Origin of the sequence: Nocardioides marmorisolisilvae (assembly GCF_003725775.1) — a bacterium.
Taxonomy (GTDB): domain Bacteria; phylum Actinomycetota; class Actinomycetes; order Propionibacteriales; family Nocardioidaceae; genus Marmoricola; species Marmoricola marmorisolisilvae.
In genome coordinates, this window is the sequence record NZ_RJSG01000001.1 from 35536 (window position 1) to 60210 (window position 24675).

A 24675-nucleotide genomic window follows, 5' to 3' on the forward strand; every position below is an offset into this window, starting at 1 on the left:
GTGCATGGCAGTCCGCGTTGACCTCAACATCTCCCTCGACGGGTTCGCGACCACGACGGACCAGACTCCCGAGAACCCGTTCGGTGAGGACTGGCCACGCCTGACCACCGCCTACACCTCGACCCGGACCTTCCGCGAGCGCGTCCTGCACGACACCTCCGGCGAGGGCACCACCGGCGTCGACGACCAGTACGCCGTCGCCTACTTCGACGAGCTCGGCGCGGAGATCATGGGCGCCGGCATGTTCGGCCTGCACAACTTCCCTGACGACCCGGACTGGAAGGGTTGGTGGGGAGACGAGCCGCCGTTCCGGATCCCGGTGTTCGTCCTCACCCACGGAACAGCCCGCCCGCCGATCGAGTTCGAGAACGGGACGGTTTTCCACTTCCTCGAGGCGACGCCGCAGGAGGCGCTCGACCGCGCGCTCGCGGTGGCCGACGGCAAGGACGTCCGCATCGGTGGTGGCCCGACCGTGGTCCAGGACTACCTGCGCGCCGGCCTGGTCGACCAGCTCCACGTCGCGATCGCGCCGATCCTGCTGGGCCGCGGGATCCGGCTGTGGGACGACCTGCGCGGTCTCGAGGCCGGCTACGAGGTCATCGCGGAGACCGCGGAGAGCGGCACGGTGCACCTCACCTTCCGCAGGTGAGTTCAACACTCAGACGTTGAAACGGAACTCCACCACGTCGCCGTCCACCATGACGTACTCCTTACCCTCCATGCGGACCTTGCCGGCGGCCTTGGCGTTCGCCATCGAGCCGGCCTCCATCAGGTCGTCGTACGACACGATCTCGGCCTTGATGAAGCCCTTCTGGAAGTCGGTGTGGATGACCCCGGCGGCCTCGGGCGCGGTGGCGCCCTTCTTGATGGTCCAGGCGCGCGCTTCCTTGGGGCCGGCCGTCAGGTAGGTCTGCAGGCCGAGGGTGTCGAAGCCGACCCGGGCGAGCACGTCGAGGCCGGGCTCGTCGACGCCCATCTCGGCGAGCATGGCGCGGGCCTCGTCGTCGTCACCCAGCTCGACGAGCTCGGACTCGAACTTGGCGTCCAGGAAGATCGCTTCGGCCGGCGCGACCAGCGCGCGCATTTCGTTCTTGAGGTCCTCGTCGCCGAGCTCGTCGGCGTCGCAGTTGAAGACGTAGATGTAGGGCTTGGCGGTGAGCAGGCTCAGCTCGCGCAGCAGCTCGAGGTCGAGCTGGGAGGCGATGATCGGCGTCCCGGCCTCGAGCAGCTCCTGTGCCTGCTTGGTCGCCTCGAGGTTCGCCGCGATCGCCTTGTTGCCGCGGGTCTCCTTCTCCAGCCGCGGGATCGCCTTCTCCACGGTCTGCAGGTCGGCCAGGATCATCTCTGTCTGGATGGTGCCGATGTCGCTGGCCGGGTTCACCTCGCCGTCGACGTGGGTGACGTCCTCGTCGCGGAAGACGCGGGTGACCTGGCAGATCGCCGAGGCCTCGCGGATGTGGGACAGGAACTTGTTGCCCAGACCCTCGCCCTGGCTCGCTCCCGCCACGATGCCGGCGATGTCGACGAACTCGACGGTCGCGGGCAGCACCTTGGCGGAGGCGAACACCTCGGCGAGCTTGCCGAGCCGCTCGTCCGGGACGGCGACGACGCCGACGTTCGGCTCGATCGTCGCGAACGGGTAGTTCGCCGCGAGCACGTTGTTCTTGGTGAGGGCGTTGAAGAGCGTCGACTTGCCTGCGTTGGGGAGTCCGACGATGCCGATGGTAAGAGCCACGGGGGGTGATTCTACGGGCGCGGAGGGGGTGGTCCGGACGGGCCATTGCCGCAGGCCCGCGCCACGCCGAGGATCGGAGGAACGAGCCCCCAGGAGGAGCCATGCTGCGACGTGGAGCACTGTTGGCAGCCGCGCTGCTGACACTCGCGACGGTGGCCATCACCCAGCCGTCCTCGGCATCGAACAAGTCCTCGACCAAGTACGTCGAGAAGGTGCTCGGCTACCTGCAGGGCTATCCCGGGGACTGTCCTCCGGCTGACGCGCCCGAAGATCCGTTCGTCTGCCACGAGGTGGTGCTGAGCGCCTGGCGGATCGGGACGAACGACGGACCCGGGACGATCTCCCCGCCGCACACGCACTGGGTACTCGCGGCCGTCCGGCACACGCTCAGCTTCCCCGGAGGAGGCGGGGAGCCGATCGAGTCCGCCGTGGTCGAGGGCTTCACCAACTCCCCGGTCGTCACCTTCGACCAGCAGCACCTCAGCAGAGCGCACCTGGTGGCGCACGGCGTGCACATGAGCGACGGCAGCACCTTGGACGTGGACGCCACCTGGACGGCGACCTCGGCACGGATGCAGTACGGCAACGACGGGCCCGCGTTCACCGAGGTCGGGCGGGTGCACCACCTTCACGCACGCTGCATCAACGACGTCAACCAGGCCCACCAAAAGTTCCGGCTTGCCCACGTCCACGCCGTGCTGAACGGCGTTCCCTCCGACGACGTGAGCATCTTCGCGTTCCTGGCCTACAACCACTTCATCGTCCACGAGACGATTCCCGCCAGCTGTCGCTGATCTCCTTCCGGCACCCGTGTCGGAAGCGTAGTTTCCCTCCATGGCCACGATGAGCATGAACAAGGCGATCCACGGCGCCGTACGCCGGGACCTGCGGCGCTTCCTGGAGGCGACAGCGTCCTTCAGCGACGGCGACACCAAGCGCGCCGCCGCGCTGGGATGCGCCTGGGACAACTTCGACACCCAGCTCACCCACCACCACGAAGGCGAGCACGAGATCGCCTGGCCGGCGATGCTGGCACTCGGCATCACCCAGGCCCAGCTCGACGGCTTCGACGCCGAGCACGACACCATGTCCCAGGCCTTGGGCAAGGCCCGGTTGGCGATGGCGGCGTTCCGCCGCTCCGGCGCCAAGGCCGACGCTGATGCCGTGCACACCGCGGTGTCCGACCTCCAGAGCGTCACCGAGACCCACCTCGGTCACGAGGAGGACGCCGTCGAGCAGCTCATGCTCGACAAGGCGGACGACCCGATCATCAAGGACATGGGCCGCAAGTTCAGCAAGGTCTCCCCCGCGGTCGGCGGCGTCTTCTTCAACTGGGTGCGCGACGGGGCGACGGCCGACGAGCTGGCCGCGATCGAGCGCGACATCCCGAAACCCGTGCTGGCCATCATCGGCGGGGTCTTCGGGCGTAGCTACCGCAAGAACATCGCCCCGGTGTGGGCGTGAGCGAGGTGCACACGCTCGGGCGCCGCTTCGCACACGCACTGGCCGACAAGGACGTCCCCCAGCTCAAGCAGCTGCTCGCCACCGACGTGGACTTCCGTGGTCTGACGCCGATGAAGTTCTGGGAGGCGCAGGACCAGGACGCCACGATCGAGATCATGCTCGGCACCTGGTTCGCGCCGCACGAGAACATCGACGCGATCCTCGAGCTCAACGAGAACGACGCGGTCGAGGACACCGCGCACGTCTCGTACCGGTTCGCGATCACCACTCCGGACGGACCGCACACCGCCGAGCAGCAGGCCTACTACCGGACCGCGGGTGAGCAGATCAGCTACCTGCGGATCCTCTGCTCAGGATTCCGACCCGTTGTCGACTGACCCGACCGGCCTCGAGGTCATCCGGACCGACGCCGAGAACCCGCGCGCCACGATCGTGCTCGTGCACGGCGCCTGGCATGGTGCCTGGTGCTGGCACGACGGTTTCGCCCAGCAGCTCGCGGCGGCCGGCATCTCGACCGTGGCGCCGAGCCTGCGCGGTCACGCCGGGTCGGCCGACGGCGTCCGACTCAACCGGATGCGGATGCGCGACTACGTGGACGACGTGGCCAGCGTCGTCGCCTCGTGCGACGCACCGCCCTTCCTGGCCGGACACTCGATGGGTGGGGGTGTGGTCCAGGGCTTCTTGGCCCGGAACGGTGCCCCGCCGATCGCAGGCGCTGCTCTGCTGGCCTCGATGCCCCCACGCGGCGTCATCGGCGTCACCACGAAGGTCGCGCTGCACCACCCGGCGAACTTCCTAGCCGCGAACGCGACCTTGAACCTCGGCCGGCTGGTCCGCAGTCCCGAGCAGGTGCGGGAGCTGTTCTTCTCCGCGAACGCGCCGGACACCGTGGTGGAGTCCACGACGTACCGGACCCAGTCGGAGTCCTACCTGGCCTTCCTGGACATGCTCGTTCTCGACCGCCCGAAGCCGCGCCCGCTCGACGTGCCGCTGCTGGTCCTCGGCGCGACGGACGACACGATCTTCCCGCCGGCCGACGTGGCGGCGACCGCGAAGGCGTGGGGCACCGAGCCGGTCATGGTCTCCGGCATCGCCCACGACGTGATGCTAGACCCCGGCTGGAAGCGGGTCGCCGAGACCCTGGCCTCCTGGGTGCTGGCTCAGCTCGCCTGACGGCTGAGCAGCTCGCCGCGGTGACCCCAGCTCCAGCGGAGCAACGACACCGAGAAGATCAGCGTGAGGGCGACGATCACGGCCTCGAACGCGCCTCCGCCGCCCTTGGCGAAGATGCTGTTCTCGACGTCGTAGAGGAAGTCCATCCCGAACAGGTACAGGCCAGCGCTGCCGGAGCAGAGCAGCCAGAGCAGCGCGCTCGGACGGCCGGTGCGCAACGTGACCAGGGCCAGCAGACAGGCGACGCCGAGCCAAAAGTCGGCGAGCGGGAAGGCGTTCTCGAACTCGTAGTAGGCGTGGGAGTGCTCGCTGGCGATCCAGTCGCGCTGGGCGAACCACAGCGTCCAGTAGGTGATGTCCAGCAGGATCGCGATGACGAGCATCGCCTCGATCGTGCGCTGGTTCTTCAGCGGCGTCATGACCAGATCATGCCGGGTCAGGCATCGGCACTAGGGTCGTGCCGTGCGCATCGCTACCTGGAACGTCAACTCCATCCGCTCCCGGATCGACCGCGTCGAGGCGTTCCTCGAGCGGCACGACATCGACGTGCTGGCCGTTCAGGAGACCAAGGCCCGTGAGGACCAGCTCCCGCTGATGGGCCTCCAGGCCCGCGGGTACGACGTGGCCGCGGCCGGCTACAACCAGTGGAACGGCGTCGCGATCATCTCCCGCGTCGGCCTCGAGGACGTCAGCGTCGGGTTCGACGCGATGCCGGCCTGGGAGGAGGTCGCCGAGGCGCGCGCCATCGGCGCCACCTGCGGAGGGGTCCGGATCTGGTCCCTCTACGTGCCCAACGGCCGCAAGATCGACGACCCGCACTACGCCTACAAGTTGGAGTGGCTCAAGCACCTGCGCGATGCGGCCGCCAGCTGGACCGACCAGCAGGTCGCCCTGGTCGGCGACTGGAACATCGCCCCGACCGACGACGACGTCTTCGACATCGCGCAGTTCGCGACGTCCACCCATGTGACCGCGCCGGAGCGGGCCGCGTTCCAGGCCTTCCTCGACGCCGGGTACGCCGACCTGGCGCGGCCGCACACGCCCGGTGCGGACATCTACACCTACTGGGACTACTACCGGCAGCGCTTCGAGCGGAACCGCGGCATGCGGATCGACTTCCTCCTCGGGACGCCACCGCTGGCGGCGCGCGTGACCGGAGCGTTCGTGGATCGCGAGGAGCGGGCCGGCCAAGGTGCCAGCGACCACGCACCGGTGGTCGTCGATCTCCAGGACTGAATTTGCGCGGCAGACAGGTCCAATAACGCTGGTACTCCCTCAGATCGGCCCCGACCCGGCCGATCGTGGGTCGAAGAACTGAACAACAACGGATTGTTCGCATCGGTGGTCTCCAGGGACGGGGACTACGCCACCAGCCACTGTTTGGGTCCGCTATGCACTTCTCCTTGCTCCACCGTCATCTCCGCATCTGGGTCACGGCGTCTGTCGCGCTCCTCCTGGTCTGCCTGTCCGGGCCGGCCCAGGCTGCTTCGATCGACCCCTGGCCGTCGTACGACGGGCAGACGAAGTGCTCGCCGAGCGCCAAGAAGGGCACCCTCAAGCTCGCGGCGTACCTGCAGAAGCACTACCCGGGCTCCGGCTCCTACGGCATCTCCCGGGCGTGCAGCTCGGGCGGGCGCAGCGAGCACAAGGAAGGGCGCGCGTTCGACTGGCGGGTCAACGTGAACCGCGCCAAGGAACGCGGCTACGCGATGGACTTCATCAAGCGCGTGCGCGCCACCGACTCCGCGGGCAACCGGGACGCGCTCGCTCGTCGGATGGGGATCATGTACATCATCTTCAACGACACGATCTACAGCAGCACCTACAACTTCGCGGCTCGGCCCTACCTGAACTCCGCCTGCAAGTCCCGCTCCTCCTGCTCCGCAACGCTGCGGCACCGCGACCACATGCACATCTCGCTGACCCGGGCCGGCGGCGCGGGCAAGACGAGCTGGTACTCCGGCCACGTGCTGTCCGGGGGCAGCTCGACCCCGACGACGCCGACCCCGACGGACATCGGCCACGAGGACAACGACATCCCGACGCTGAGCCTGGCGCGGCCGGTGACGATCTACACCGAGCCCGGCGAGACCTCCAGCACCCGGCTCGCGGTCAAGCGCGGTCAGACGATCAAGGTGACGGCGTACGGGGTGGCGCGGTTCGGGCCCGGCCACCAGCTGGTCACCGACCCGACCTGCGTCTGGAACGACGAGACCGAGAAGTGGGAGAAGAACCCGCGCCCCGAGGTCAAGGCCCGGTACGGCGACCCCGAGCTGCGCGTCAACGGCGTCGCGATCCTGGCGAGCTCGTCCTGTCACGGCGGCCAGCACGTCTACTCGGCCAAGATCGTGCAGAAGCGCACGACCCCGATCAAGGTGACCATGGGCGGTCGCGACCAGCAGGACGGACTCATCCGCGTCGTGCTGTCACGGCCGACCGCCAACATCGGGTCGAGCATTCCGAAGGCGCCGACCGCGGCGCGGGCTCCCCTGGTCCGCTCGCCGATCGCCGGCAGCGTCCGCGCGGTCCGCGACGACGTCACCCTCGACGGTCGCGACCCCGGCACCTGGTCGGACCAGGCGCTCGAGGCCGGCGTCGAGTACAAGGTGACCGTCAGCGGTACCCAGCGGATCGCGCGCGGCGTGGCGACCGACGGCCAGTGCCTCTCGATCGACGGCCGCTGGGAGCGACAGGGGTCGATGGACCTCTACCGTCCCGGCGCGACCCACGGCGCGCTGTACATCGACGGGGTCCGGTTCAAGGGCAGCGCCCCGGCCGAGGACCTGACCGGCTGCATGCTGCACTCGCACACGATGACCTACCGGCCCACCGAGAGCGGTCGCGTCGCACTGAGCGTGTTCGACCCGACCGGCAACGACGACAACGACGGTTCGCTGACCGTCCGGTTCGACCGGGTGACCCCGGTGGCGCTGCCGACGGCAGCGCCGGCCGAGGACGTCGGTCGCAGTACTGACTGGACCCGTACGTCGGACGCCTTCACGGTCCCGGCCAACGACCCGGCGGGACGGATCAGCTCGATGCGGCTGAAGACCGGACGCGGAGCCACGATCTACGTCGACGGGACGGTGGACGTCTCCGACGACCTGACGACCGACGCCTCGTGCGTGCAGAACGACTGGCGCTGGGTCACCGATTTCGGGCTCGCCTCGGGTCAGGACCTCTTCGGGCTCGCCGTGGACGGTCAGGACGTGGACTGGCTGACCAGCCGCAACCGTCAGTCCGGCTGCGACTACCGGCACAAGTACGTCCTGCACTACACCGCGACGAAGAACGGCCCGCTGCGGATCGCGCTCGCGGACCTGGACTACGGCGACAACTCCGGATCGTTCAACGTCTCGATCGTGCGCGACTGAGGCGGAGGGTCAGAGCCGCTTGTACTTCGGGATCGGCTCCCAGGCCTGGCTGGTGCCGGACGCGTCGACCCGGTACTCCCGGGAAGACGAGGCGGTGAACCGGTAGCTCGCGTGGCCCTGCGCGTCCGTCTTCAGTGTTCGGTAGTGGTGCCAGGTGCACGTCGAGCAGGTCCGGTACGACACGGCGACGTACTTGTCGGCCCACGCCCGGAAGACGTTCGTGCTCGCCGAGTAGACGGTCAGCGTGGTGCGCAGCGTGACGCTGCTCCCGGAGCGCGAGCCGCCGAGCGCCAGCCGGGAGTCGCGGCGGGCGACCACGGTCGGCTTGTTCTGCGGAACGTCGGTGAAGTCGCTGGACCGGGCGCTGAGCGGCACGACCGTGTAGGCGCCGACCGGGTCGCCGTCGTAGAGCGACCAGGTGTCGCTGGCGTTCCCGTCGAAGCGGAAGTAGTCGTAGGTGCGGCCGCCGCGGGTGACCTTCCAGTCGGCCGTCGCGGTGTGCAGCGCGGCGCACGTGCTGTTCAGCTTTCCGGTCACCTTCTGCAGCGGAGCGTGGACACGCACCCGGGTCGGGACCACCAGGGAGCACGTCGGTGCGGAGCCGCTGCGGACGGTGAAGTCGACGCTGGCCGCGTGGGTGCCGGTGTCGGCGTCGCTGATCTGGAACCGGTAGCTGCCCGGGTCGAGCGCCGTGACCCGGAGCTGCGGGTCGAGCCCGGTCCCGTTGTTGTCGTAGTGCTGCACCGACGTCACCGGCGCCGGGTCGCCCACGGCCGGGACCTCCAGGACCACGTAGTCGTAGGTCCCGACCGGGGCGTCGTCGAAGTCGACCACGAACGGGCCCGTGTAACCGTCGTAGAGCGCGGCGGTGGGGGTCGGCGCGCTGATCGTCGGGTTGCCGGTGCCGACCGCGTCCGCCGGGGACGACAGACCGAGGCCGGCGAGCAGCAGCATGCCCGCGGCCAGCGTTCGACTCCCCCAGAGGTGCACCTGATCGATCGTACGTGCCGTTCTGTCGGAGGCCGGTGGAACGCTCGATCACATGAACACGTTGCTTCCCCTGCTGACGCTGGTCATCGGTGCGCTCGCCGGGTGCGCCGCCACCTTCGTCTGGGTGCGCCGCACCCCGGCGATGACGACCGACGTCGACACCACGTTGATCCGCGACGGCCTCGACCGCCTGCACGACCGGATGCGCGACCTGGAGCACCAGCGGGTCTCCTGGCAGAGCACCCTGCACCAGCAGGTCGACGAGGTCCGGCACTCCACCGACACCCTGCGGCGGGAGACCTCCGCCCTGGCCACCGCGCTGCGCAAGCCGCAGGTGCGCGGCCAGTGGGGCGAGCTGCACCTGCGCCGGGCCGTCGAGCTCGCCGGGATGGTCGAGCACTGCGACTTCGACCAGCAGGTGCACCTGGTCGGCGCCGAGGGCGTCCAGCGCCCCGACGTCGTGGTCCGGCTGGCCGGCGGCAAGAGCGTGGTCGTGGACGCGAAGGTGCCGCTGGCGGCCTACCTGGACGCGCTGGCCTGCGAGGACCCCGAGGAGCAGCAGGCCCGTCTGGCCCAGCACGCACGCCAGCTGCGCAGCCACGTCGACCAGCTGGCCGGCAAGGCGTACTGGCGCGCGCTGCCGAGTACCCCAGAGTTCGTGGTGCTGTTCGTGCCGGCTGAGTCGTTCCTCTCCGCCGCGCTCGAGGCCGAACCCGAGCTGCTGGAGTACGCCGCCTCGCGCAACGTCGTGCTGGCGACGCCGACCACCCTGATCGCCCTGCTCCGCACGGTGGCGCACGGCTGGACCACCGAGACGCTCGCCGAGCGGACCCGCGAGATCCACCAGCTCGGCCGCGAGCTGTACTCGCGGCTCGGCACCGTCGGCCAGCACCTCGACAAGCTGGGACGCTCGCTGCGCAGCAGCGTGGAGTCCTACAACAGCGCGGTCGGCTCGATCGAGAGCCGTGTCCTGGTCACCGCGCGGCACTTCCGCGACGTCGCCGACCTGGACGACCCGCTGCCCTCGCCCAGCCCGGTCGAGGAGGCTCCGCGCCCGCTGAGCGCCGTCGAGCTGCTCGACGGCGTGCCTCCCCGGCTGGAGCGTCACGCCGACCTACGGTGAACGGGTGAGCGCACCCACGGTGTGGGAAGAAGGCCGCTGGTCCGGCACTCGGGTCACGCGGTTCTCGGTCTTTGCGTGCGTCGTGCTGGTCTCGGTCGACCTCGGTCTCGGCGGCGGTCTCGGCACCGTCTTCGACATCGGCTTCGTGCTGCTCTGCCTGGGGATCGCCCTGGCGATCCGGCCGGACGAGTTCTTCCGGGTCGGCGTGCTCCCGCCGATGCTGCTCCTCGGCATCTGCACCGCCCTCGGCGTCGTCCACCGCTCGGCGATCGCCCCCGCCGGTGACGGGCTGATCCAGTCGGTCATCTCCGGCCTGGCCCACCACTCCGGGGGCTTGCTGGTCGCACACGGCGGCCTGCTCGTCGTGCTGGCGGTGCGCCACCGGGTGCTGAACCGCCCCGAGGTCGAGACCGTCCTCGACGAGGACTACTCGAACCGCGAGGCGTCGCCGGCGCCGTACCTGGTGACCTCGGGCGAGCCCGAGGTGAAGTCGACGACCGTGGTCGAGGACGAGCCGCACTCACCGGAGTCGATGACCGCGTCCAACATGTGACCGAGCTCGTCCTGGACGACCCAGCCCTCGGTCATCGGCTCGGTCTCCCCCGGCAGGATCAGCGTCGAGGACAGGATCGGTTCACCCAGCTCGGCGAGGAGTGCCTGCACGAGCGCGTTGTCGGGGATCCGCACGCCGACCGTGCGCTTCTTCGGGTGCATCAGGCGCTTCGGGACCTCGCCCGTCGCCGGGAGGATGAAGGTGTAGGGCCCGGGTGTCGCCGCCTTGATCGCCCGGAAGGCCGCGTTGTCGATGTGCACCAGCTGCCCGAGCTGGGCGAAGTCGCGGCACACCAGCGTGAAGTGGTGCTTGTCGTCGAGCTGCCGGATGGTCTTGATCCGCTCCAGCCCGTCGCGGTTGCCGAGCTGGATGCCGAGGGCGTAGCCGGAGTCGGTCGGGTAGGCGATCAGCCCGTCCTCGCGCAGCATCGCCACGGCTTGACCGATCAGCCGAGGCTGCGGGTCGACCGGGTGGACGTCGAGATATCTGGCCATGGTGGAGGTGGGGTGACGGTTAGGACTGGGCGGCCTTCTCGGCGGCGCGCATGTCCTTGCGCAGCTCCGGCGGCAGCGCGAAGATCAGCGACTCCTCGGCCGTGTGCACCGCCCGGGCGTCCGGGTAGCCGCGGTCGGCGAGAAAGCCGAGCACGCCCTCGACCAGCTCCTCGGGCACCGAGGCACCCGAGGTCACGCTGACCCGCTCGACGCCCTCGAGCCAGGCCTCGTCGATCTCGCCGGCGTCGTCGACCCGGTACGCCGTCTTGGCGCCGGCCTCCAGGGCGACCTCGGCGAGCCGGACGCTGTTGGAGGAGTTCGCCGAACCGACCACGATCACCAGGTCCGCCTCGCCGCTGATCTCCTTGACCGCCAGCTGGCGGTTCTGGGTGGCGTAGCAGATGTCGTCGCTCGGCGGGTCCAGCAGATCGGGGAAGCGCTCCCGGATCGCGTTGACGGTCGCCATGGTCTCGTCGACCGACAGCGTGGTCTGGGACAGCCAGGCGACCCGCTTCGGGTCGCGCACCACGATGTTCGGCACGTCCTCGGGCCCCTGGACGAGCTGGATGTGCTCGGGGGCCTCGCCGGCGGTGCCCTCGACCTCCTCGTGACCCTCGTGACCGATCAGCAGGATGTCGTAGTCGTCGGCGGCGAAGCGCTTCGCCTCGTGGTGCACCTTGGTCACCAGCGGGCAGGTCGCGTCGATCGTCTTGAGCTCGCGCTCGGCGGCCTCGGCGTGCACCGCCGGGGAGACGCCGTGCGCGGAGAACACCACCGTCTGGCCGGCCGGGACCTCGTCGAGCTCCTCGACGAAGATCGCACCGCGCGACTCCAGGTTCGCCACCACGTGCTTGTTGTGCACGATCTGCTTGCGCACGTACACCGGGGCGCCGTACAGGTCGAGCGCCTTCTCGACGGTGATCACCGCACGGTCGACGCCCGCGCAGTAGCCGCGCGGGGCGGCCAGCAGCACGGCACGCTCGGCCTCGTCGAGGACGCGCGGCATCGCCAGGTCGGTGTCCATGGCCCCCATGCTATCGGGGCACATTAGGGTGCCAGTCATGGCGCTGGAGACCTCACCGGAGACACCCGTCCCGGTCCGTCAGGTCGTCAGCCTGATCAGCGGCTGGGTCGACCGGCTCGGCGCCGTCTGGGTCGAGGGCCAGGTCGTCCAGCTGAACAGGCCCGCCAACTCCAACACCGACTTCCTCACCCTGCGCGACAAGCTGGCCGACGTCTCGGTGCAGCTGACCTGCCCGCGCGCGGTCGTCGACTCGCTGCCCACCCCGCTGGTCAACGGCGCCCAGGTGATCGCGCACGCCAAGCCGGTCGTCTACCCGAACCGCGGCTCCCTCTCCCTCCAGGTCCGCGAGCTGCGCCTGGTCGGCGAGGGTGAGCTGCTGGCCAGGCTCGAGCGCCGTCGTCAGCTGCTCGCCGCCGAAGGTCTCTTCAGCCAGGACCTGAAGCGGCCGCTGCCGTTCCTGCCGGGTCGCATCGGCCTGGTCACGGCCAAGGACTCCGCGGCCGAGAAGGACGTGGTCGAGAACGCCCGGCGCCGTTGGCCGGGTGTCGCCTTCGAGATCCGGTACGCCGCCATGCAGGGCCCGAACGCAGCGGCCCAGGTCATCGAGTCGCTCGGCGCCCTGGACCGCGACCCCGCCGTCGACGTGATCGTCATCGCCCGCGGTGGCGGCTCGGTGGAGGACCTGCTGCCGTTCTCCGACGAGGCGCTGGTCCGCGCGGTCGCCGCGGCCACCACCCCCGTCGTCTCCGCGATCGGGCACGAGCCGGACTCCCCGCTGCTCGACCTGGTCGCCGACCTGCGCGCCTCGACCCCGACCGACGCCGCCAAGCGGGTCGTGCCCGACGTCGCCGAGGAGCAGCAGCGGGTGCGCCAGGCCCGTGAGCGGATCCGCCGGACGGTGCTCACCTTCCTGGCCCGCGAGCAGCAGCACCTGGACTCGATGCGCAGCCGGCCGAGCATGGCCGACCCGCGCAACGACCTGGTCTCCCGCGGCGAGGAGGTGCTGGCGCTGCGCGAGCGCAGCCGCCGGGTCCTCGGCCACGTCCTGGACCGTGCCGGTGACGACCTCGAGCACAGCATCGCCCGGGTCCGGGCGCTGTCCCCGCTGGCGACCCTGAACCGCGGCTACGCCGTGCTCTCGGACGCCGACGGTCAGCACGTCAGCAGCGTGGACGGTGTCACCGCCGGATCCACGATCACCATCCGGGTCGCGGACGGCCGCATCGGTGCCGACGTGACCGAGGTCGAAGCGATCCCCCTGCCCCTGCCCCACGAGGAGTCCTGATGGCCGAGAAGAGTGAGCTCACCTACGAGCAGGCGCGCGAGGAGCTCATCGAGGTGGTCCGCAACCTCGAGCAGGGCGGCACCAGCCTGGCTGAGTCCCTCGCGTTGTGGGAGCGCGGCGAAGAGCTCGCCACGATCTGCCAGGCCGCGCTCGACGGAGCCCGAGCCCGGCTCGACGCCGTCATCGGCGACGGGGACGAGGACTAGCGCGCCTTCGCGACCTGCGCGATGTTCAACGAGGCGACGAACGCACGGATCTGCGCGTCCGCAGCGCTGCCGACGACGACCACGTTCTCCTGGTTGCCGTCCGGACCGACGAAGGTCTGCACCAGCGCGTAGTCGCCACCGTCGTCGGTCCAGGTCTGCCAACGCAGTCCGTTGATCTCGACGTCGTCGCCCTTCACGGCGTTGGCGTCGACGTAGGTCTCGACCATGTCGGCCACGGTGTCGCGGGCCTCGTCGACGCCGACGAACTTGCCGGTGCCGGTCAGCATGCCCAGGTGCCAGTGCGGGCTGACCCCGGAGACGTAGTTGGCCGACGTGGCCCGCCAGCCCTCCGGCAGCGCGCTCGGCGCGAGCATCAACAGCTTGTGGTCGGCCTTGCCCGCCTTCACCCACGGCTGCCACTCGACGGTCTGCACCGGCTGCTGGCTCTCGTCGGGACGACCGATGTAGTACCAGCCGATCGCGGTGACCAGCGCGACCGCGAGAGCGACGATGCCGCTCATCATCGGCCGGATGCGGCGCGCCTCGGCTTCGGTGACCATGGCGTCATCCTCCCAGGAGGGGTTCGGGTACGAGAGACTGACCCGGTGACAGGCTCCCACCGCTACCGGATCTCCGAGGCCGCCGAGCTGCTCGGGGTGAGCGACGACACCGTGCGCCGCTGGATCGATCAGGGCCGGCTCGAAGCGATCACCGACGGCGGGCCCTCCGAGGTCGACGGCGCAGCGCTGGCCGCGCTCGCCGAGTCCCTGGCGACCAGCCCGGACCGCGAGGGCCTGCGGGCCTCCTCGGTCAGCGCCCGCAACCGGCTCTCGGGGATCGTCGTCGCGGTGAAGAAGGACACGGTGATGGCCCAGGTCGAGATGATCTGCGGGCCGCACCGGATCGTCTCGCTGATGTCGGCGGACGCGGCCGACGAGCTCGGCCTGGTGCCCGGAGCCAGGGCGATCGCCTCGATCAAGTCGACGAACGTGGTCCTGGAGCGTCCGTGAACCGTGTTGCCTCGGGGCGCACCGCGCACGACCGATACGATCAGCCCCATGTCGGAATCCCACCTGCCTGACCCGCTCGTCCCGGCTCCTTCCGGACCGGACCGGAACCTTGCTCTGGAGCTGGTCCGGGTCACCGAGGCGGCCGCGATGGCAGCCGGCCGCTGGGTGGGACGCGGCGACAAGAACGGGGCCGACGGCGTCGCGGTGAACGCGATGCGGACGCTGATCTCGACCGTCGGCATGCGCGGCACCGTGGTCATCGGCGAGGGCGAGAAGGACAACGCCCCGATGCTCTACAACGGCGAGGAGGTCGGCGACGGGGAAGGCCCGGAGTGCGACGTCGCGGTCGACCCGATCGACGGCACCACGCTGACCGCCAAGGGCATGGCCAACGCCGTCTCGGTGCTCGCCGTCTCCCCGCGCGGCTCGATGTACGACCCGAGCGCCGTGTTCTACATGGAGAAGCTCGTCACCGGCCCGGAGGCGGCCGACGTCGTCGACATCCGCTACCCGGTCGCCGAGAACATCCACCAGGTCGCGAAGGCCAAGGGCGGCAAGCCCGAGGACGTGACCGTGGTGCTGCTGGACCGCCCGCGCCACGAGGACCTCGCCAAGGAGATCCGCGACACCGGCGCCCGCATCAAGTTCATCACCGACGGCGACGTGGCCGGCGCCATCATGGCCGCCCGGGCCGAGACCGGCGTCGACCTGCTGCTCGGCATCGGCGGCACGCCGGAGGGCATCATCACCGCCTGCGCGATGAAGTGCCTCGACGGCGTCATCCAGGGCAAGCTCTGGCCGACGACCGACGCCGAGCGCGAGCGGGCCGAGGCGGCCGGCCTGGAGCTGGACCGGGTCCTCTACACCGACGACCTGGTCAAGGGCGACGACTGCTTCTTCGTGGCCACCGGCATCACCGACGGCGAGCTCATGAAGGGCGTCCGCTACCGCGCCGGCGGCGCCTCCACGCACTCGCTGGTGATGCGCAGCCGCAGCGGCACGATCCGCGAGATCATCAGCGACCACAAGCTCTCCAAGCTTGCTGCGTACGCGAACGTCGACTTCGAGCGCTGAGGTCGGTCAGCCGGCGTGATCGTCGTCGCCGGCGAGGCCCTTGTCGACATCGGCCCTGACGGCACCGAGTCCGTCGGCGGCTCCCCGCTGAACGTCGCGGTCGCCCTCGGGCACCTCGAGACCCCGACGGTCCTGATCACCGAGCTCGGCAACGATGCCCGGGCGGCGTCGATCCGCACCTACCTGCACGAGCACGACGTCGAGCTGGTCGCAGCGACGACCGGACGGGCGAGCGCGACCGCAGCCGTGCGGTTCACCGACGGCGAGCCGGCCTACGACCTGGACCTGGCCTGGACGCTCCCCCACCAGGTGCTCCCCGACTGCGACGCGCTGCACGTCGGCTCGCTTGGCACCGTGCTCGAACCCGGTCGGATGAGCGTCCTGGACCTGGTCGAGCAGGCCTGGGCGCGGGACGTCTTCGTCAGCTACGACCCGAACGTGCGCGAACCGTTGCCGGGCGGCGCCGACCAGGCCTGGCGTGACGTGGAGTCGCTGGCCGACCGCTCGCACCTGGTGAAGATCAGCGACCAGGACATCGCCCTGCTGCATCCCGGGGCCGACCCGGACGACATCGCCCGGTCGCTGCTCGGCGGCGAGCGCACCGAGCTGGTGATCCGGACCCGCGGCGCGGACGGCGCGGTCGGTTACGTCGAGACCGCGGACGGTCTCCTGGTCGTCGAGGTCCCGGTCACCCCGGTCGCGGTGGTCGACACCATCGGCGCCGGCGACGCGTTCACCGCCGCGGTGCTCGCGGTGCTTCTCGAGACCGGGTCGTTCGGCGACTTCGGCGCGGGGATCCCGCGCGAGCAGGACCGGCTGCGCCGCCTGCTGACGGCTGCGGCCGAGGTCGCCGCGCTCAGCTGCGGCCGACCGGGAGCAGCACCGCCGTCGCGGAGTCAGCTCCGGCCAGGCTGGCCCGGTTGATGCGTTCGATGCGCTGGCCCTCCAGCGCGTGCCGGACGGCGTCGAAGACCAGCGGGTCGATGGCCATCCCGACGTGGCTGGCGCGCACCTCGACCGGGATCGCGGCCGGGTCGATGCAGGCCCGCCAGTCGACGATCCCGTCGCGCTTGGAGTAGATCGCGGTGAACCCGACCTCCGGGTCGAGCGGCGCGTGGGTCTCCTCGAAGCTGGCCCGGGCGCAGTCGCCGGCGATGCAGTCCTCGCTCATCAGTCCGCCGAAGCCGGCGCGGGTGAGCCGGGTCAGCATCTCGGCGTCCCAGGCGAGGATGTCGTGCACCGCGGCCGGAGCCAGGATCGGGCTGCCCATCGAGACGATGCCGTGGATGAGGTCCGGTCGGCGGGCGGCCAGCCCACGGGCGAGCATCCCGCCGAGACTGTGCCCGACGATGCTGACCTTGCGGCCGCGGCGCAGCACGATCGACTCGATCCGGCGCTCGAGGCGGTCGGCGGCCTCACGGGTGCAGCCGGAGTTCACGTGGATGTGCGAGCGGTAGGTCCGGTAGCCGGCTCCGCGCAGCATCCGGGCCATGCCGGCCAGGGTGCCGTCCCCGGCCATGAACCCCGGGACCAGGAGCACCGGCTCGACCGAGGCCGGGCGGTGGTGGCCGGCGTACGGCTGCGCGGCTCGGGCCCGTCGGTCGGCCCGGGCACGGACGACGTACCGGGCGGCCTCGGCCACGACGCTGCCCTCGCGGGACAACGCCCGCAGGCCCTGAGGACCGGCGTAGCCCTCGGGGCGCAGGAAATCGCCCATCGGTGAGTTCACGGTGCCGAACGTAACGGAAACCACAGTTCCACTAACGGAACTCAACTGATTTCGTCACGCGCGTCGGGAATGCTGTTGGATTGCACGTGTCCGATAAGTACCGAAGGAATCCCTGATGCCGCGTACCCGTTCCCGTCGACAGGCTGATGAGCCGACCCAGGAGGTCGCGGTCAGCGGCGAGCTGTTCGCACCGGTCAGCCCCGGCGTCGAGCTGTGCTACCAGACCTTCGGGGACCCGGACGCGGACCCGCTGCTGCTGGTGATGGGCCTCGGCGGGCCGATGACCTGGTGGCCGGACGGGCTGTGCACCGAGCTCGCGCGCGCCGGCTTCTACGTGATCCGGTACGACAACCGCGACACCGGCCGCTCCACCCGGATCCAGGGCCGCGTCACCCGACCGATGATCGTGCAGGCCTTCCTCGGCCGCCGCACCGGTGCGCCGTACCGGCTCGAGGACATGGCCGCCGACGGGTTCGGGCTGCTCGACCACCTCGGGCTCGCCAGCGCGAACGTCACCGGCGTCTCCATGGGCGGGATGATCGCCCAGGAGATGGCGATCGCCCACCCGGAACGGGTGCGGTCCCTGGTCTCGATCATGTCGACCACCGGCCGCCGCACGGTCGGCTGGCAGGACCCCCGGATCCTGCCGGCGATGCTCGCCGCGAAGGGCAGCGAGCTCGAGGAGTACGTCGCCGCAGCCGCCAAGATGGGCGCCCTCATCGGCTCCCCCGGTTACCCGGAGCCCGTCGAGGAGGCGCGCGCCCGGGCCGAGGTCACCCACCGCCGAGGACTGTCCGGCTCCGGGGTCCTGCGGCACATGCTGGCCGTGCTCTCGCAGAAGGACCGCGCCCCGCGGCTGCGCGAGCTCAACCTGCCCGCCGCGGTCATCCACGGCATGGACGACCGGATGGTGCACCCGTCCGGCGGACGCGCCACCGCACAGGCGCTGCGCGGCGCCAACCTGCTGCTGATCCCGGGCATGGGCCACGACCTGCCGACCGGGCTGTGGGGCACCTACACCGAGGTCATCCGGGCGACCGCGGACCGGGCGAAGTAGCCGCCGGGGTTTGAACACTGCGCCCTCCCGGGCAAGAGACAAGTGGTTCTCGGGAGGAACGCATGCCTCACTCACCCCTGCGCGTTCTCGCAGGTGCGGCAGCAGCGACGGTGCTGCTTCCGCTGCTCGCTGCCTGCGGCAGCGACAACGGCGCGATCACGCTGACCTGGTACACGAACCCGGATCCGGGCGGCCAGGCCGCGGTCGCGAAGCGGTGCTCGACCCCGCACGTGAAGATCAAGAACCAGGTTCTGCCCCAGGACGCGGGCCAGCAGCGCATCCAGCTGGCCCGCCGACTGGCGGCGCACGACTCGGGCATCGACCTGATGAGCCTGGACCCGGTGTTCAACGCCGAGTTCGCGAACGCCGGCTTCCTGGCCAAGATCCCCGACGCCCTCCAGGCCACGCTCAAGGAGCAGTCGTTCAAGGGCGCCTACGACGCCTCGACCTGGAACGGCCGGCTGGTCGTGCTCCCGTTCTGGTCGAACACCCAGGTGCTCTGGTACCGCAAGGACGCCGCCTCGGCCGCCGGCCTCGACATGACCAAGCCGGTCACCTGGGCGCAGATCATCAACGCCGCCACCAAGCTCAACGCGCAGGCGGGGAGCGCCAGCACCAAGGTCGGCGTCCAGGCGAACAAGTACGAGGGCTACGTCGTCTGGATCAACGCACTGATCGCCGGCGCCGGCGGCGACCTGATCGCCCAGGCATCCAAGGGTGCCGATGCCAGGGTCGACGTCGACTCGGACGCCGCTCGGAAGGCAGCCGGAGTGATCCAGAAGCTGTCCGGGTCCACCGCCGCGGAACCTGATCTGTCGGTCTCCAACGAAGGCACGGTGCTGCCGTACCTCTACCCGGCCAAGGGCGGGAAGATCGTCAAGAACGCGGGCGGCTTCCTGGTGAACTGGACGTTCGTCTACTCCAACGAGAAAGGTCTGACGTCCAAGAGCCCCGCCGAGGGCGGGATCACCAAGAAGGACTTCGCGAACCTGGGCTGGACCCGGTACCCGGCCACCGTCGCCGGCCAGCCCTCCAAGCCCCCGTACGGCGGCATCGGGATCGGCGTCAGCAAGTACTCCAGCCATCCCGACGAGGCCATGAAGGCAGCCGCCTGCATCGTCGACGCGAAGAGCCAGGGCATCAACGCCGACCTCACCGGGAACATGCCCGCCAGCGCGGCGGGTTACCGCTACCCGGCACTGCAGAAGGCCTACCCGGCCGACCTGCTCCGCCTCTTCCAGGACAGCGTCGACAACGCGGGGCCGCGGCCGGCCACCCCCTACTGGAGCGACATCTCCGGGGCGTTGCAGTCGACCTGGCACTCCCCCAAGTCGGTGAACCAGGACACCCCGAAGAAGTCGGCGTCCTTCGTCGAGGACGTGCTCAAGGGAAGGAGCCTGCTGTGACGACGTTGCTGCAGCGACCTGCGGTGCGCGACGACAGCGACCGCGCCGTCGCGGAGAACCGGCTCGGCCAGCGCTTGGTGGCCCCCGCAGTGGTGATCATGCTGCTGGTCACCGCCTGGCCGATGCTGCGCGCGCTCTACCTGTCCGGCTTCCGCTACCGGCTGACCACCCCGGACGACCGCTCGTTCGTGTTCCTCGGCAACTACGGGACGATCCTGTCCGACCCGCTGTTCTGGAAGGACACCCTGAACACCGTCATCATCATGGTCGTCACGGTGTCGATCGAGCTGGTCATCGGGTTCGCGTTCGCGATGGTCATGCACCGCATCGTCTTCGCCCGCGGCGTGATGCGGACCTCGATCCTGATCCCCTACGGGATCATCACCGTCGTCTCCGCCTTCGCCTGGCAGTTCACGTTCTCGATCAACAACGGCTACATCAACAGCTGGTTCGACTGGCTGCCGTTCATCAACCCGGACACCAACTGGTTCGGCGACCACTGGCACGCGATGACCGCGATCATGGTCTCGGAGATCTGGAAGACGACGCCGTTCATGTCGCTGCTGCTGCTCGCCGGGCTCTCGCAGGTCTCCGAGGACATGATCGAGGCTGCCAAGGTCGACGGCGCCACCTGGTTCCAGCGCCTGTTCAAGGTGATCCTGCCGAACATGCGGGCGGCGATCATGGTCGCGGTGCTGTTCCGCGCGCTCGACGCGTTCCGCATCTTCGACAACATCTTCGTGATGACCCGCGGTGCGCAGAACACCGAGTCGTCCTCGTTCCTGACCTACCGCCAGGTGATCGAGCAGATGCAGCTCGGGATGGGCTCCGCGCTCTCGGTGCTGCTGTTCCTCACCGTGCTGGGCCTGGCCTACCTGATCGTCCGCATGTTCAAGGTCGACCTGGCCCAGGCGAGGGGTGAGGCGTGATGCGCAAGAACTGGCTGGGGACCTGGGTCGGCTTCGTGCTGATCATGGCCTGGTGCCTGCTGCCCGTCGTCTGGATCGTGTCGCTGTCGTTCAAGTCCGCGGCCGAGACCACGGCGGGCAGCCCCCAGTTCTTCCCCAAGGCGTGGACCACCCAGAACTACAAGGACATCATCGACAACCCCGACTTCACCCGGGCGCTGCTGAACTCGGCGGGCATCGCGCTCTCGGCGACCTTCCTCTCGGTGGTGCTGGCCACGCTGGCGGCGTACGCCATCGCGCGGCTGGACTTCCGCGGCAAGCGTGCGGTGCTCTCGCTCGCGCTGGCGATCGCGATGTTCCCGGTGGTCTCGCTCGTCGGCCCGTTGTTCGACATGTGGCGCACCTTCCACCTGTTCAACACCTGGCCCGGCCTGGTGATCCCCTACATGTCGTTCACGCTGCCGCTCTCGATCTGGACCTTGTCGGCGTTCTTCCGGGAGATCCCGTGGGAGATGGAGCAGGCGGCCCAGGTCGACGGCGCCACCGCGTGGCAGGCGTTCCGCAAGGTGATCGTGCCGCTGGCTGCACCGGGCGTCTTCACCGCCGCGATCCTGACCTTCTTCTTCGCCTGGAACGAGTTCGTGCTGGCGATCTCGCTCACCTCCACGACGGCCTCGCGCACGGTGCCGGCCCAAATGGCCTACTTCGTCGGCGCGGACCAGTTCAACCCGCCGTACTCCCAGCTGGCGACGGCCTCGGTCGTGGTGACCGTGCCCGTCGTCATTCTCGTCCTGCTGTTCCAGCGCAAGATCGTCGCCGGCCTGACCTCCGGCGCAGTGAAGGGGTGAGTCGATGGCCGCCATCGAGATGAGGAACATCGTCAAGAAGTACGGCGACGGGTTCCCGGCCGTGAACGACGTCAGCATCGACGTCGAGGACGGCGAGTTCATGATCCTGGTCGGGCCGTCCGGCTGCGGGAAGTCCACCCTGCTGCGGATGATCGTCGGCCTGGAGGACATCACCTCGGGCGACATGGTGATCGGCGGCAAGCGCGTGAACGCCCTGGCTCCGCGGGACCGCAACCTCGCGATGGTGTTCCAGAACTACGCGCTGTACCCGCACCTGTCCGTCTTCGAGAACATCGCCTTCCCGCTGCGCCTGGCCGGTCGACCCGAGTCCGAGGTCGAGTCGAAGGTGCGCGACGCGAGCAAGACCCTCGAGCTCGACGAGCACCTCCAGCGCAAACCCGGCAACCTCTCGGGCGGTCAGCGGCAGCGGGTCGCGATGGGACGCGCGATCGTCCGCGACGCCGACGCATTCCTCTTCGACGAGCCGCTCTCCAACCTCGACGCCAAGCTGCGCGGCCAGATGCGCACCGAGATCGCCCGGCTCCAGAAACGGCTGGGCATCACCACCGTCTACGTCACCCACGACCAGACCGAGGCGATGACCCTCGGCGACCGCGTTGCCGTGCTGCGGCGCGGGGTGCTGCAGCAGCTGGCGACGCCGCGCGAGCTCTACACCCAGCCGGTGAACCTGTTCGTCGCCGGCTTCATCGGCTCACCGCCGATGAACTTCCTGCCCGCCCAGGTCAACGGCGACCAGCTCGAGCTGCCGTTCGGCAGCGTCACGCTGCCGAAGGACAAGGCGGCGAAGGCCGAGGGGCGCGGCGTGATCATCGCCGGCATCCGACCCGAGCACTTCAACGACGCCGCCGTCCTCGACGCGCAGACGAAGGCGAAGGGCGCGACGTTCACCGCGCACGTCGACGTCGTGGAGTGGCTCGGCCACGAGGCCTACGCCTACGTGCCGTTCGAGGCCTCCCCCGACGTCGCCGACCAGCTGGCCGAGCTGGAGCGCGACCTGGACGGCGAGTCGATCCGCACCCAGCTCGTCATCGGGCTCGACGCCAACAGCACCATCGCCAAGGGCGAGGACGCCGAGATCTGGGTCGACTCCAGCGAGGTGCACCTGTTCGACCCGGCGACGGGCGAGAACCTGACGTTGAGCACGTAACCGATCTCCCAGGATCGCCGCCGCTAGTGTGTGGTCCCTGGAGGTCTCCATGCGCGCTCGCAGCGCCGTCGTCATCACGGCTCTCGTCCTAGGCGTCGTCCTCGCCGTCTGGATCAGTAATCGGACAGCTTCTCTCGACCGGATCCATTTCCATGGACGCGACTACCACCAGGGGGATCCCGAGCGTGTCCCGTCGGACGCCGTCCGGTGCGGACGCCATACGGTGGCAGGCAGCGTGCGGGCCGAGGTCTTCGTACCGGCCGGTGACCATTGCGACCGGACGAACACAGTCCTGTGGGTGAAGCGAGGTTCGGACTCCTGGGGCTACGATCTCGTCGGCGGGCCGTAGCCGGAGCCTCAGCTCACTTCTTGCACTGGCTGACGATGTACGTCGTGATGGTCTGACCGTCCGTCGCCAGCTTCGGCCCCATCTGGGCGAGCTCCTGCTGCGCCTCGGTGGTCGGGTTGGCGATGATCTGCTGGACCTTCTCGAACGCCTGGTTCAGCTCGTCGATGGCCGCCTTGACGTTGTCCGGCGCGCCGTCCTTCAGGGCGTCCATCCGCGACTTCAGGGTGTCCAGGGCCTCGGTCGAGCCGCCGCTGCCGGCGTACAGCTCCTGCTGCGCTTCGGCGATCTTCTGGGCGGTGTCGGCGTACTTCGCGCAGTCCAGGGTGACCTCGGTGACCTTGGACGTCGGGGTGCTCAACCGGGTGTTCGCGGCACCGGGCGTCTTGTCGGCGTCCTTCTTGTCACCGCCGCCCCCGCAGCCGGTCAGGGCCGCTGCCAGAACCACCACGAGAATGCCCGCACGAACTCGCATTTCAAGCCTCCTGGCTCGGACGAAGTTGGTCTAAGTTAGCAGTCATGCGCAGGGTCTCGGCGGTCGTTGCGTCCCTCTCCGTCCTCGCCACCGGATGTTCCTTCTCGAAGGTGGATCCGAACGCCTCCGTGGTCGTCTCCGGGACGGCCCTGAACGCGGCCGGACAGCCCCTGGCGAACACGAAGGTGCTGCTGTTCAAGCAGGCCGACATCGGCGGCGTGCTGTTCGGCGGCATCCTCGCGCTGGGGTCGCTGGGCACCGTCTGCCTGCTCCCCAAGGGCGATGCCCCGGACATCTGCCACAAGGCCCGGACCGCCACCACCGACGACCGGGGCCGCTACCACTTCGACCTCAAGGGCGAGGACACCCAGGGCAGCCTCGGCACCGAGGCGACCCTGAACGTCGTCTTCTCCTCGGGCGGTACGACCAGCACCACCGTCAGCTTCAGCGCCAAGGAGACCGCGATCCAGCTGCCGACGGCGCGCCTGGTCAACCTCGCCCCGCACGTCAGCCAGTCCGGCGGTGGCATCCGGGTGGGCTGGACCCGGCTCCCCTCCGCCGCCGGCCGCAAGGCGTCGTACTCCGCTCAGCTGTTCGCCGCGCGCGGTCAGTCGGCGCTGTGGACGCAGACGGCGACCGGGCGCAGCGCCACCCTGGATCCGCGGCTGCTCGAGGACCGCGACGGCTCCGTCGCGGTCGGTGCCGCCACGGTGCTGCCGGGCGGCACCGGGACCGGGACCGTGCGCGGCTACTACCTGTCCAAGAAGCTCGCGGTCCGCGCGACCGCCGGCGCCCCGCCGTCGCGCGGCAAGCGCTGTGCTGCGGTCACCGGCACGGCGCCGGCCAAGGACGGCGCGTTCTCCCGATGCGCGGCCACGGACGGCGACCTCGACAACGCAGCGCGGCTGATCTCGGGCAACGGCGCGGTCGTCACCGGAGCCGTGGTCGACCTGGGCAGCGTCCGTCCGGTCTCCCTGGTCGTCGGTCGCGGCTTCACCGGTCAGGTGCTCGTCGAGATCTCCACCGACGGCCGCACGTTCAGCACCGTGGCGACCAGCAGCGGCACCGCGGTCGCCACGAAGGTCCCGGGCAACCAGCGCGCCCGCTACGTCCGGCTGCGCTCGCCCTCGGGGCTGGACCAGAGCCTCTCCTCCGAGCTCTCCGTCTGGTAGCAGGCTCCGGGCGGGAACAGGAACGGCGCGGACCCGAAGGCCCGCGCCGTTCCCTACGTCA

At 69.8% G+C, this 24675-nt stretch carries 27 protein-coding genes and 1 pseudogene; 20 read left to right on the forward strand and 8 right to left on the reverse strand.

Annotation, left to right across the window (positions count from 1 at the left end):
• Nucleotides 1-4: 4 nt before the first annotated feature.
• The gene (locus tag EFL95_RS00180; RefSeq protein ID WP_123232049.1) at nt 5-649 is read left to right on the forward strand and encodes a dihydrofolate reductase family protein; all 645 of its coding nucleotides are present in this window, start codon (nt 5-7) and stop codon (nt 647-649) included.
• Nucleotides 650-658: 9 nt separating this feature from the next.
• Here the strand turns inward: EFL95_RS00180 and ychF are convergent, their stop codons facing one another.
• Nucleotides 659-1735, reverse strand: coding sequence for a redox-regulated ATPase YchF (gene ychF, locus EFL95_RS00185; RefSeq protein ID WP_123232050.1), 1077 nt, complete (start codon nt 1733-1735; stop codon nt 659-661).
• A 101-nt stretch (nt 1736-1836) separates the two neighbouring features.
• Here ychF and EFL95_RS00190 point away from each other — a divergent pair, with 101 nt between their 5' ends.
• Genes EFL95_RS00190 through EFL95_RS00205 form a run of 4 tightly spaced genes read left to right on the forward strand, consistent with a single transcriptional unit; the run spans nt 1837 to nt 4372 of the window.
• Entirely contained in the window at nt 1837-2529 is a 693-nt protein-coding gene (locus EFL95_RS00190; RefSeq protein WP_123232051.1) for a hypothetical protein, read from the forward strand.
• 40 nt (nt 2530-2569) lie between these two features.
• Nucleotides 2570-3199, forward strand: coding sequence for a hemerythrin domain-containing protein (locus tag EFL95_RS00195; RefSeq protein WP_123232052.1), 630 nt, complete (start codon nt 2570-2572; stop codon nt 3197-3199).
• Nucleotides 3196-3576 (forward strand): hypothetical protein, encoded by a 381-nt coding sequence (locus tag EFL95_RS00200; protein ID WP_148044919.1) that lies wholly within the window; start codon nt 3196-3198, stop codon nt 3574-3576. Before EFL95_RS00195 ends, EFL95_RS00200 begins: the two co-directional genes overlap by 4 nt.
• On the forward strand, nt 3566-4372 hold the full coding sequence (locus EFL95_RS00205; protein ID WP_183406961.1) for an alpha/beta hydrolase: 807 nt from the start codon (nt 3566-3568) through the stop codon (nt 4370-4372). The genes EFL95_RS00200 and EFL95_RS00205 overlap by 11 nt, the downstream gene beginning before the upstream one ends.
• Here EFL95_RS00205 and EFL95_RS00210 read toward each other — a convergent pair.
• Nucleotides 4360-4791 carry a hypothetical protein gene (locus EFL95_RS00210; RefSeq protein WP_123232055.1) on the reverse strand — a complete coding sequence of 144 codons (432 nt, stop codon included), beginning with the start codon at nt 4789-4791 and terminating at the stop codon, nt 4360-4362. The two genes, EFL95_RS00205 and EFL95_RS00210, sit on opposite strands and share 13 nt — an antisense overlap.
• Before the next feature lie 43 nt (nt 4792-4834).
• Between EFL95_RS00210 and EFL95_RS00215 the strand changes: the two genes are divergently transcribed.
• A complete protein-coding gene (locus EFL95_RS00215) occupies nt 4835-5608 on the forward strand; it encodes an exodeoxyribonuclease III (protein ID WP_123232056.1) in 774 nt (257 codons plus the stop codon).
• A gap of 167 nt (nt 5609-5775) precedes the next feature.
• Complete coding sequence (locus tag EFL95_RS00220; RefSeq protein WP_148044920.1) at nt 5776-7746, forward strand: VldE C-terminal domain-containing protein; 1971 nt, start codon at nt 5776-5778, stop codon at nt 7744-7746.
• 9 nt (nt 7747-7755) lie between these two features.
• Here the strand turns inward: EFL95_RS00220 and EFL95_RS00225 are convergent, their stop codons facing one another.
• Entirely contained in the window at nt 7756-8736 is a 981-nt protein-coding gene (locus tag EFL95_RS00225; protein WP_148044921.1) for a hypothetical protein, read from the reverse strand.
• A 52-nt stretch (nt 8737-8788) separates the two neighbouring features.
• Between EFL95_RS00225 and EFL95_RS00230 the strand changes: the two genes are divergently transcribed.
• Nucleotides 8789-9859, forward strand: a complete 1071-nt coding sequence (locus EFL95_RS00230) for a DNA recombination protein RmuC (protein WP_123232059.1) — start codon at nt 8789-8791, stop codon at nt 9857-9859.
• 19 nt (nt 9860-9878) lie between these two features.
• A pseudogene (locus EFL95_RS20100) lies at nt 9879-10238 on the forward strand (DUF6542 domain-containing protein); the annotation flags it as partial.
• Between the two features lie 47 nt (nt 10239-10285).
• Here the strand turns inward: EFL95_RS20100 and EFL95_RS00240 are convergent.
• The gene (locus tag EFL95_RS00240; protein WP_123232061.1) at nt 10286-10906 is read right to left on the reverse strand and encodes an L-threonylcarbamoyladenylate synthase; all 621 of its coding nucleotides are present in this window, start codon (nt 10904-10906) and stop codon (nt 10286-10288) included.
• Nucleotides 10907-10925: 19 nt separating this feature from the next.
• On the reverse strand, nt 10926-11930 hold the full coding sequence (locus tag EFL95_RS00245; protein WP_342773168.1) for a 4-hydroxy-3-methylbut-2-enyl diphosphate reductase: 1005 nt from the start codon (nt 11928-11930) through the stop codon (nt 10926-10928).
• Between the two features lie 37 nt (nt 11931-11967).
• On the opposite strand from EFL95_RS00245, the gene xseA reads away from it, so the two are divergent.
• Both xseA and EFL95_RS00255 read left to right on the forward strand, forming a co-directional pair.
• Complete coding sequence (gene xseA / locus EFL95_RS00250) at nt 11968-13215, forward strand: exodeoxyribonuclease VII large subunit (protein WP_123232063.1); 1248 nt, start codon at nt 11968-11970, stop codon at nt 13213-13215.
• A complete protein-coding gene (locus EFL95_RS00255) occupies nt 13215-13421 on the forward strand; it encodes an exodeoxyribonuclease VII small subunit (protein ID WP_123232064.1) in 207 nt (68 codons plus the stop codon). Before xseA ends, EFL95_RS00255 begins: the two co-directional genes overlap by 1 nt.
• On the opposite strand, the gene EFL95_RS00260 is transcribed toward EFL95_RS00255, so the two are convergent.
• On the reverse strand, nt 13418-13981 hold the full coding sequence (locus tag EFL95_RS00260; RefSeq protein ID WP_123232065.1) for a DUF4245 family protein: 564 nt from the start codon (nt 13979-13981) through the stop codon (nt 13418-13420). The genes EFL95_RS00255 and EFL95_RS00260 overlap by 4 nt on opposite strands.
• 45 nt (nt 13982-14026) lie before the next feature.
• Between EFL95_RS00260 and EFL95_RS00265 the strand changes: the two genes are divergently transcribed.
• Genes EFL95_RS00265 through EFL95_RS00275 form a run of 3 tightly spaced genes read left to right on the forward strand, consistent with a single transcriptional unit; the run spans nt 14027 to nt 16429 of the window.
• Nucleotides 14027-14431 (forward strand): TOBE domain-containing protein, encoded by a 405-nt coding sequence (locus EFL95_RS00265; RefSeq protein ID WP_123232066.1) that lies wholly within the window; start codon nt 14027-14029, stop codon nt 14429-14431.
• A 48-nt stretch (nt 14432-14479) separates the two neighbouring features.
• Nucleotides 14480-15505 carry a class II fructose-bisphosphatase gene (glpX, locus tag EFL95_RS00270; RefSeq protein WP_123232067.1) on the forward strand — a complete coding sequence of 342 codons (1026 nt, stop codon included), beginning with the start codon at nt 14480-14482 and terminating at the stop codon, nt 15503-15505.
• Between the two features lie 15 nt (nt 15506-15520).
• Complete coding sequence (locus EFL95_RS00275; RefSeq protein ID WP_123232068.1) at nt 15521-16429, forward strand: PfkB family carbohydrate kinase; 909 nt, start codon at nt 15521-15523, stop codon at nt 16427-16429.
• Here EFL95_RS00275 and EFL95_RS00280 read toward each other — a convergent pair.
• Nucleotides 16362-17234, reverse strand: a complete 873-nt coding sequence (locus EFL95_RS00280; protein ID WP_148044922.1) for an esterase/lipase family protein — start codon at nt 17232-17234, stop codon at nt 16362-16364. The genes EFL95_RS00275 and EFL95_RS00280 overlap by 68 nt on opposite strands.
• A 115-nt stretch (nt 17235-17349) precedes the next feature.
• Between EFL95_RS00280 and EFL95_RS00285 the strand changes: the two genes are divergently transcribed.
• From EFL95_RS00285 to EFL95_RS00305, 5 genes are all read left to right on the forward strand, one after another.
• Nucleotides 17350-18291, forward strand: coding sequence for an alpha/beta fold hydrolase (locus tag EFL95_RS00285; RefSeq protein WP_123232070.1), 942 nt, complete (start codon nt 17350-17352; stop codon nt 18289-18291).
• 62 nt (nt 18292-18353) lie between these two features.
• The gene (locus EFL95_RS00290; protein WP_123232071.1) at nt 18354-19697 is read left to right on the forward strand and encodes an extracellular solute-binding protein; all 1344 of its coding nucleotides are present in this window, start codon (nt 18354-18356) and stop codon (nt 19695-19697) included.
• Nucleotides 19694-20626, forward strand: coding sequence for a carbohydrate ABC transporter permease (locus tag EFL95_RS00295; RefSeq protein WP_123232072.1), 933 nt, complete (start codon nt 19694-19696; stop codon nt 20624-20626). Before EFL95_RS00290 ends, EFL95_RS00295 begins: the two co-directional genes overlap by 4 nt.
• Nucleotides 20626-21453 carry a carbohydrate ABC transporter permease gene (locus tag EFL95_RS00300; protein ID WP_123232073.1) on the forward strand — a complete coding sequence of 276 codons (828 nt, stop codon included), beginning with the start codon at nt 20626-20628 and terminating at the stop codon, nt 21451-21453. Before EFL95_RS00295 ends, EFL95_RS00300 begins: the two co-directional genes overlap by 1 nt.
• 4 nt (nt 21454-21457) lie before the next feature.
• Nucleotides 21458-22621, forward strand: a complete 1164-nt coding sequence (locus EFL95_RS00305) for an ABC transporter ATP-binding protein (protein WP_123232074.1) — start codon at nt 21458-21460, stop codon at nt 22619-22621.
• 362 nt (nt 22622-22983) lie between these two features.
• Here EFL95_RS00305 and EFL95_RS00315 read toward each other — a convergent pair whose 3' ends face one another.
• On the reverse strand, nt 22984-23442 hold the full coding sequence (locus EFL95_RS00315; RefSeq protein ID WP_148044923.1) for a hypothetical protein: 459 nt from the start codon (nt 23440-23442) through the stop codon (nt 22984-22986).
• A 44-nt stretch (nt 23443-23486) separates the two neighbouring features.
• Here EFL95_RS00315 and EFL95_RS00320 point away from each other — a divergent pair, with 44 nt between their 5' ends.
• Nucleotides 23487-24614 (forward strand): discoidin domain-containing protein, encoded by a 1128-nt coding sequence (locus EFL95_RS00320; protein WP_123232077.1) that lies wholly within the window; start codon nt 23487-23489, stop codon nt 24612-24614.
• Nucleotides 24615-24675: the final 61 nt, after the last annotated feature.

Coding starts and splice junctions, on each gene's coding strand:
- EFL95_RS00195 (WP_123232052.1), top strand. CDS start 2,570: ATGGCCACGATGAGCATGAACAAGGCGATCCACGGCGCCGTACGCCGG.
- EFL95_RS00290 (WP_123232071.1), top strand. CDS start 18,354: ATGCCTCACTCACCCCTGCGCGTTCTCGCAGGTGCGGCAGCAGCGACG.
- EFL95_RS00300 (WP_123232073.1), top strand. CDS start 20,626: ATGCGCAAGAACTGGCTGGGGACCTGGGTCGGCTTCGTGCTGATCATG.
- EFL95_RS00190 (WP_123232051.1), top strand. CDS start 1,837: ATGCTGCGACGTGGAGCACTGTTGGCAGCCGCGCTGCTGACACTCGCG.
- EFL95_RS00240 (WP_123232061.1), bottom strand. CDS start 10,906: ATGGCCAGATATCTCGACGTCCACCCGGTCGACCCGCAGCCTCGGCTG.
- EFL95_RS00260 (WP_123232065.1), bottom strand. CDS start 13,981: ATGGTCACCGAAGCCGAGGCGCGCCGCATCCGGCCGATGATGAGCGGC.
- EFL95_RS00320 (WP_123232077.1), top strand. CDS start 23,487: ATGCGCAGGGTCTCGGCGGTCGTTGCGTCCCTCTCCGTCCTCGCCACC.
- EFL95_RS00180 (WP_123232049.1), top strand. CDS start 5: ATGGCAGTCCGCGTTGACCTCAACATCTCCCTCGACGGGTTCGCGACC.
- EFL95_RS00245 (WP_342773168.1), bottom strand. CDS start 11,930: ATGGACACCGACCTGGCGATGCCGCGCGTCCTCGACGAGGCCGAGCGT.
- EFL95_RS00305 (WP_123232074.1), top strand. CDS start 21,458: ATGGCCGCCATCGAGATGAGGAACATCGTCAAGAAGTACGGCGACGGG.
- EFL95_RS00210 (WP_123232055.1), bottom strand. CDS start 4,791: ATGACGCCGCTGAAGAACCAGCGCACGATCGAGGCGATGCTCGTCATC.
- xseA (WP_123232063.1), top strand. CDS start 11,968: ATGGCGCTGGAGACCTCACCGGAGACACCCGTCCCGGTCCGTCAGGTC.
- EFL95_RS00255 (WP_123232064.1), top strand. CDS start 13,215: ATGGCCGAGAAGAGTGAGCTCACCTACGAGCAGGCGCGCGAGGAGCTC.
- EFL95_RS00285 (WP_123232070.1), top strand. CDS start 17,350: ATGCCGCGTACCCGTTCCCGTCGACAGGCTGATGAGCCGACCCAGGAG.
- glpX (WP_123232067.1), top strand. CDS start 14,480: ATGTCGGAATCCCACCTGCCTGACCCGCTCGTCCCGGCTCCTTCCGGA.
- EFL95_RS00315 (WP_148044923.1), bottom strand. CDS start 23,442: ATGCGAGTTCGTGCGGGCATTCTCGTGGTGGTTCTGGCAGCGGCCCTG.
- EFL95_RS00230 (WP_123232059.1), top strand. CDS start 8,789: ATGAACACGTTGCTTCCCCTGCTGACGCTGGTCATCGGTGCGCTCGCC.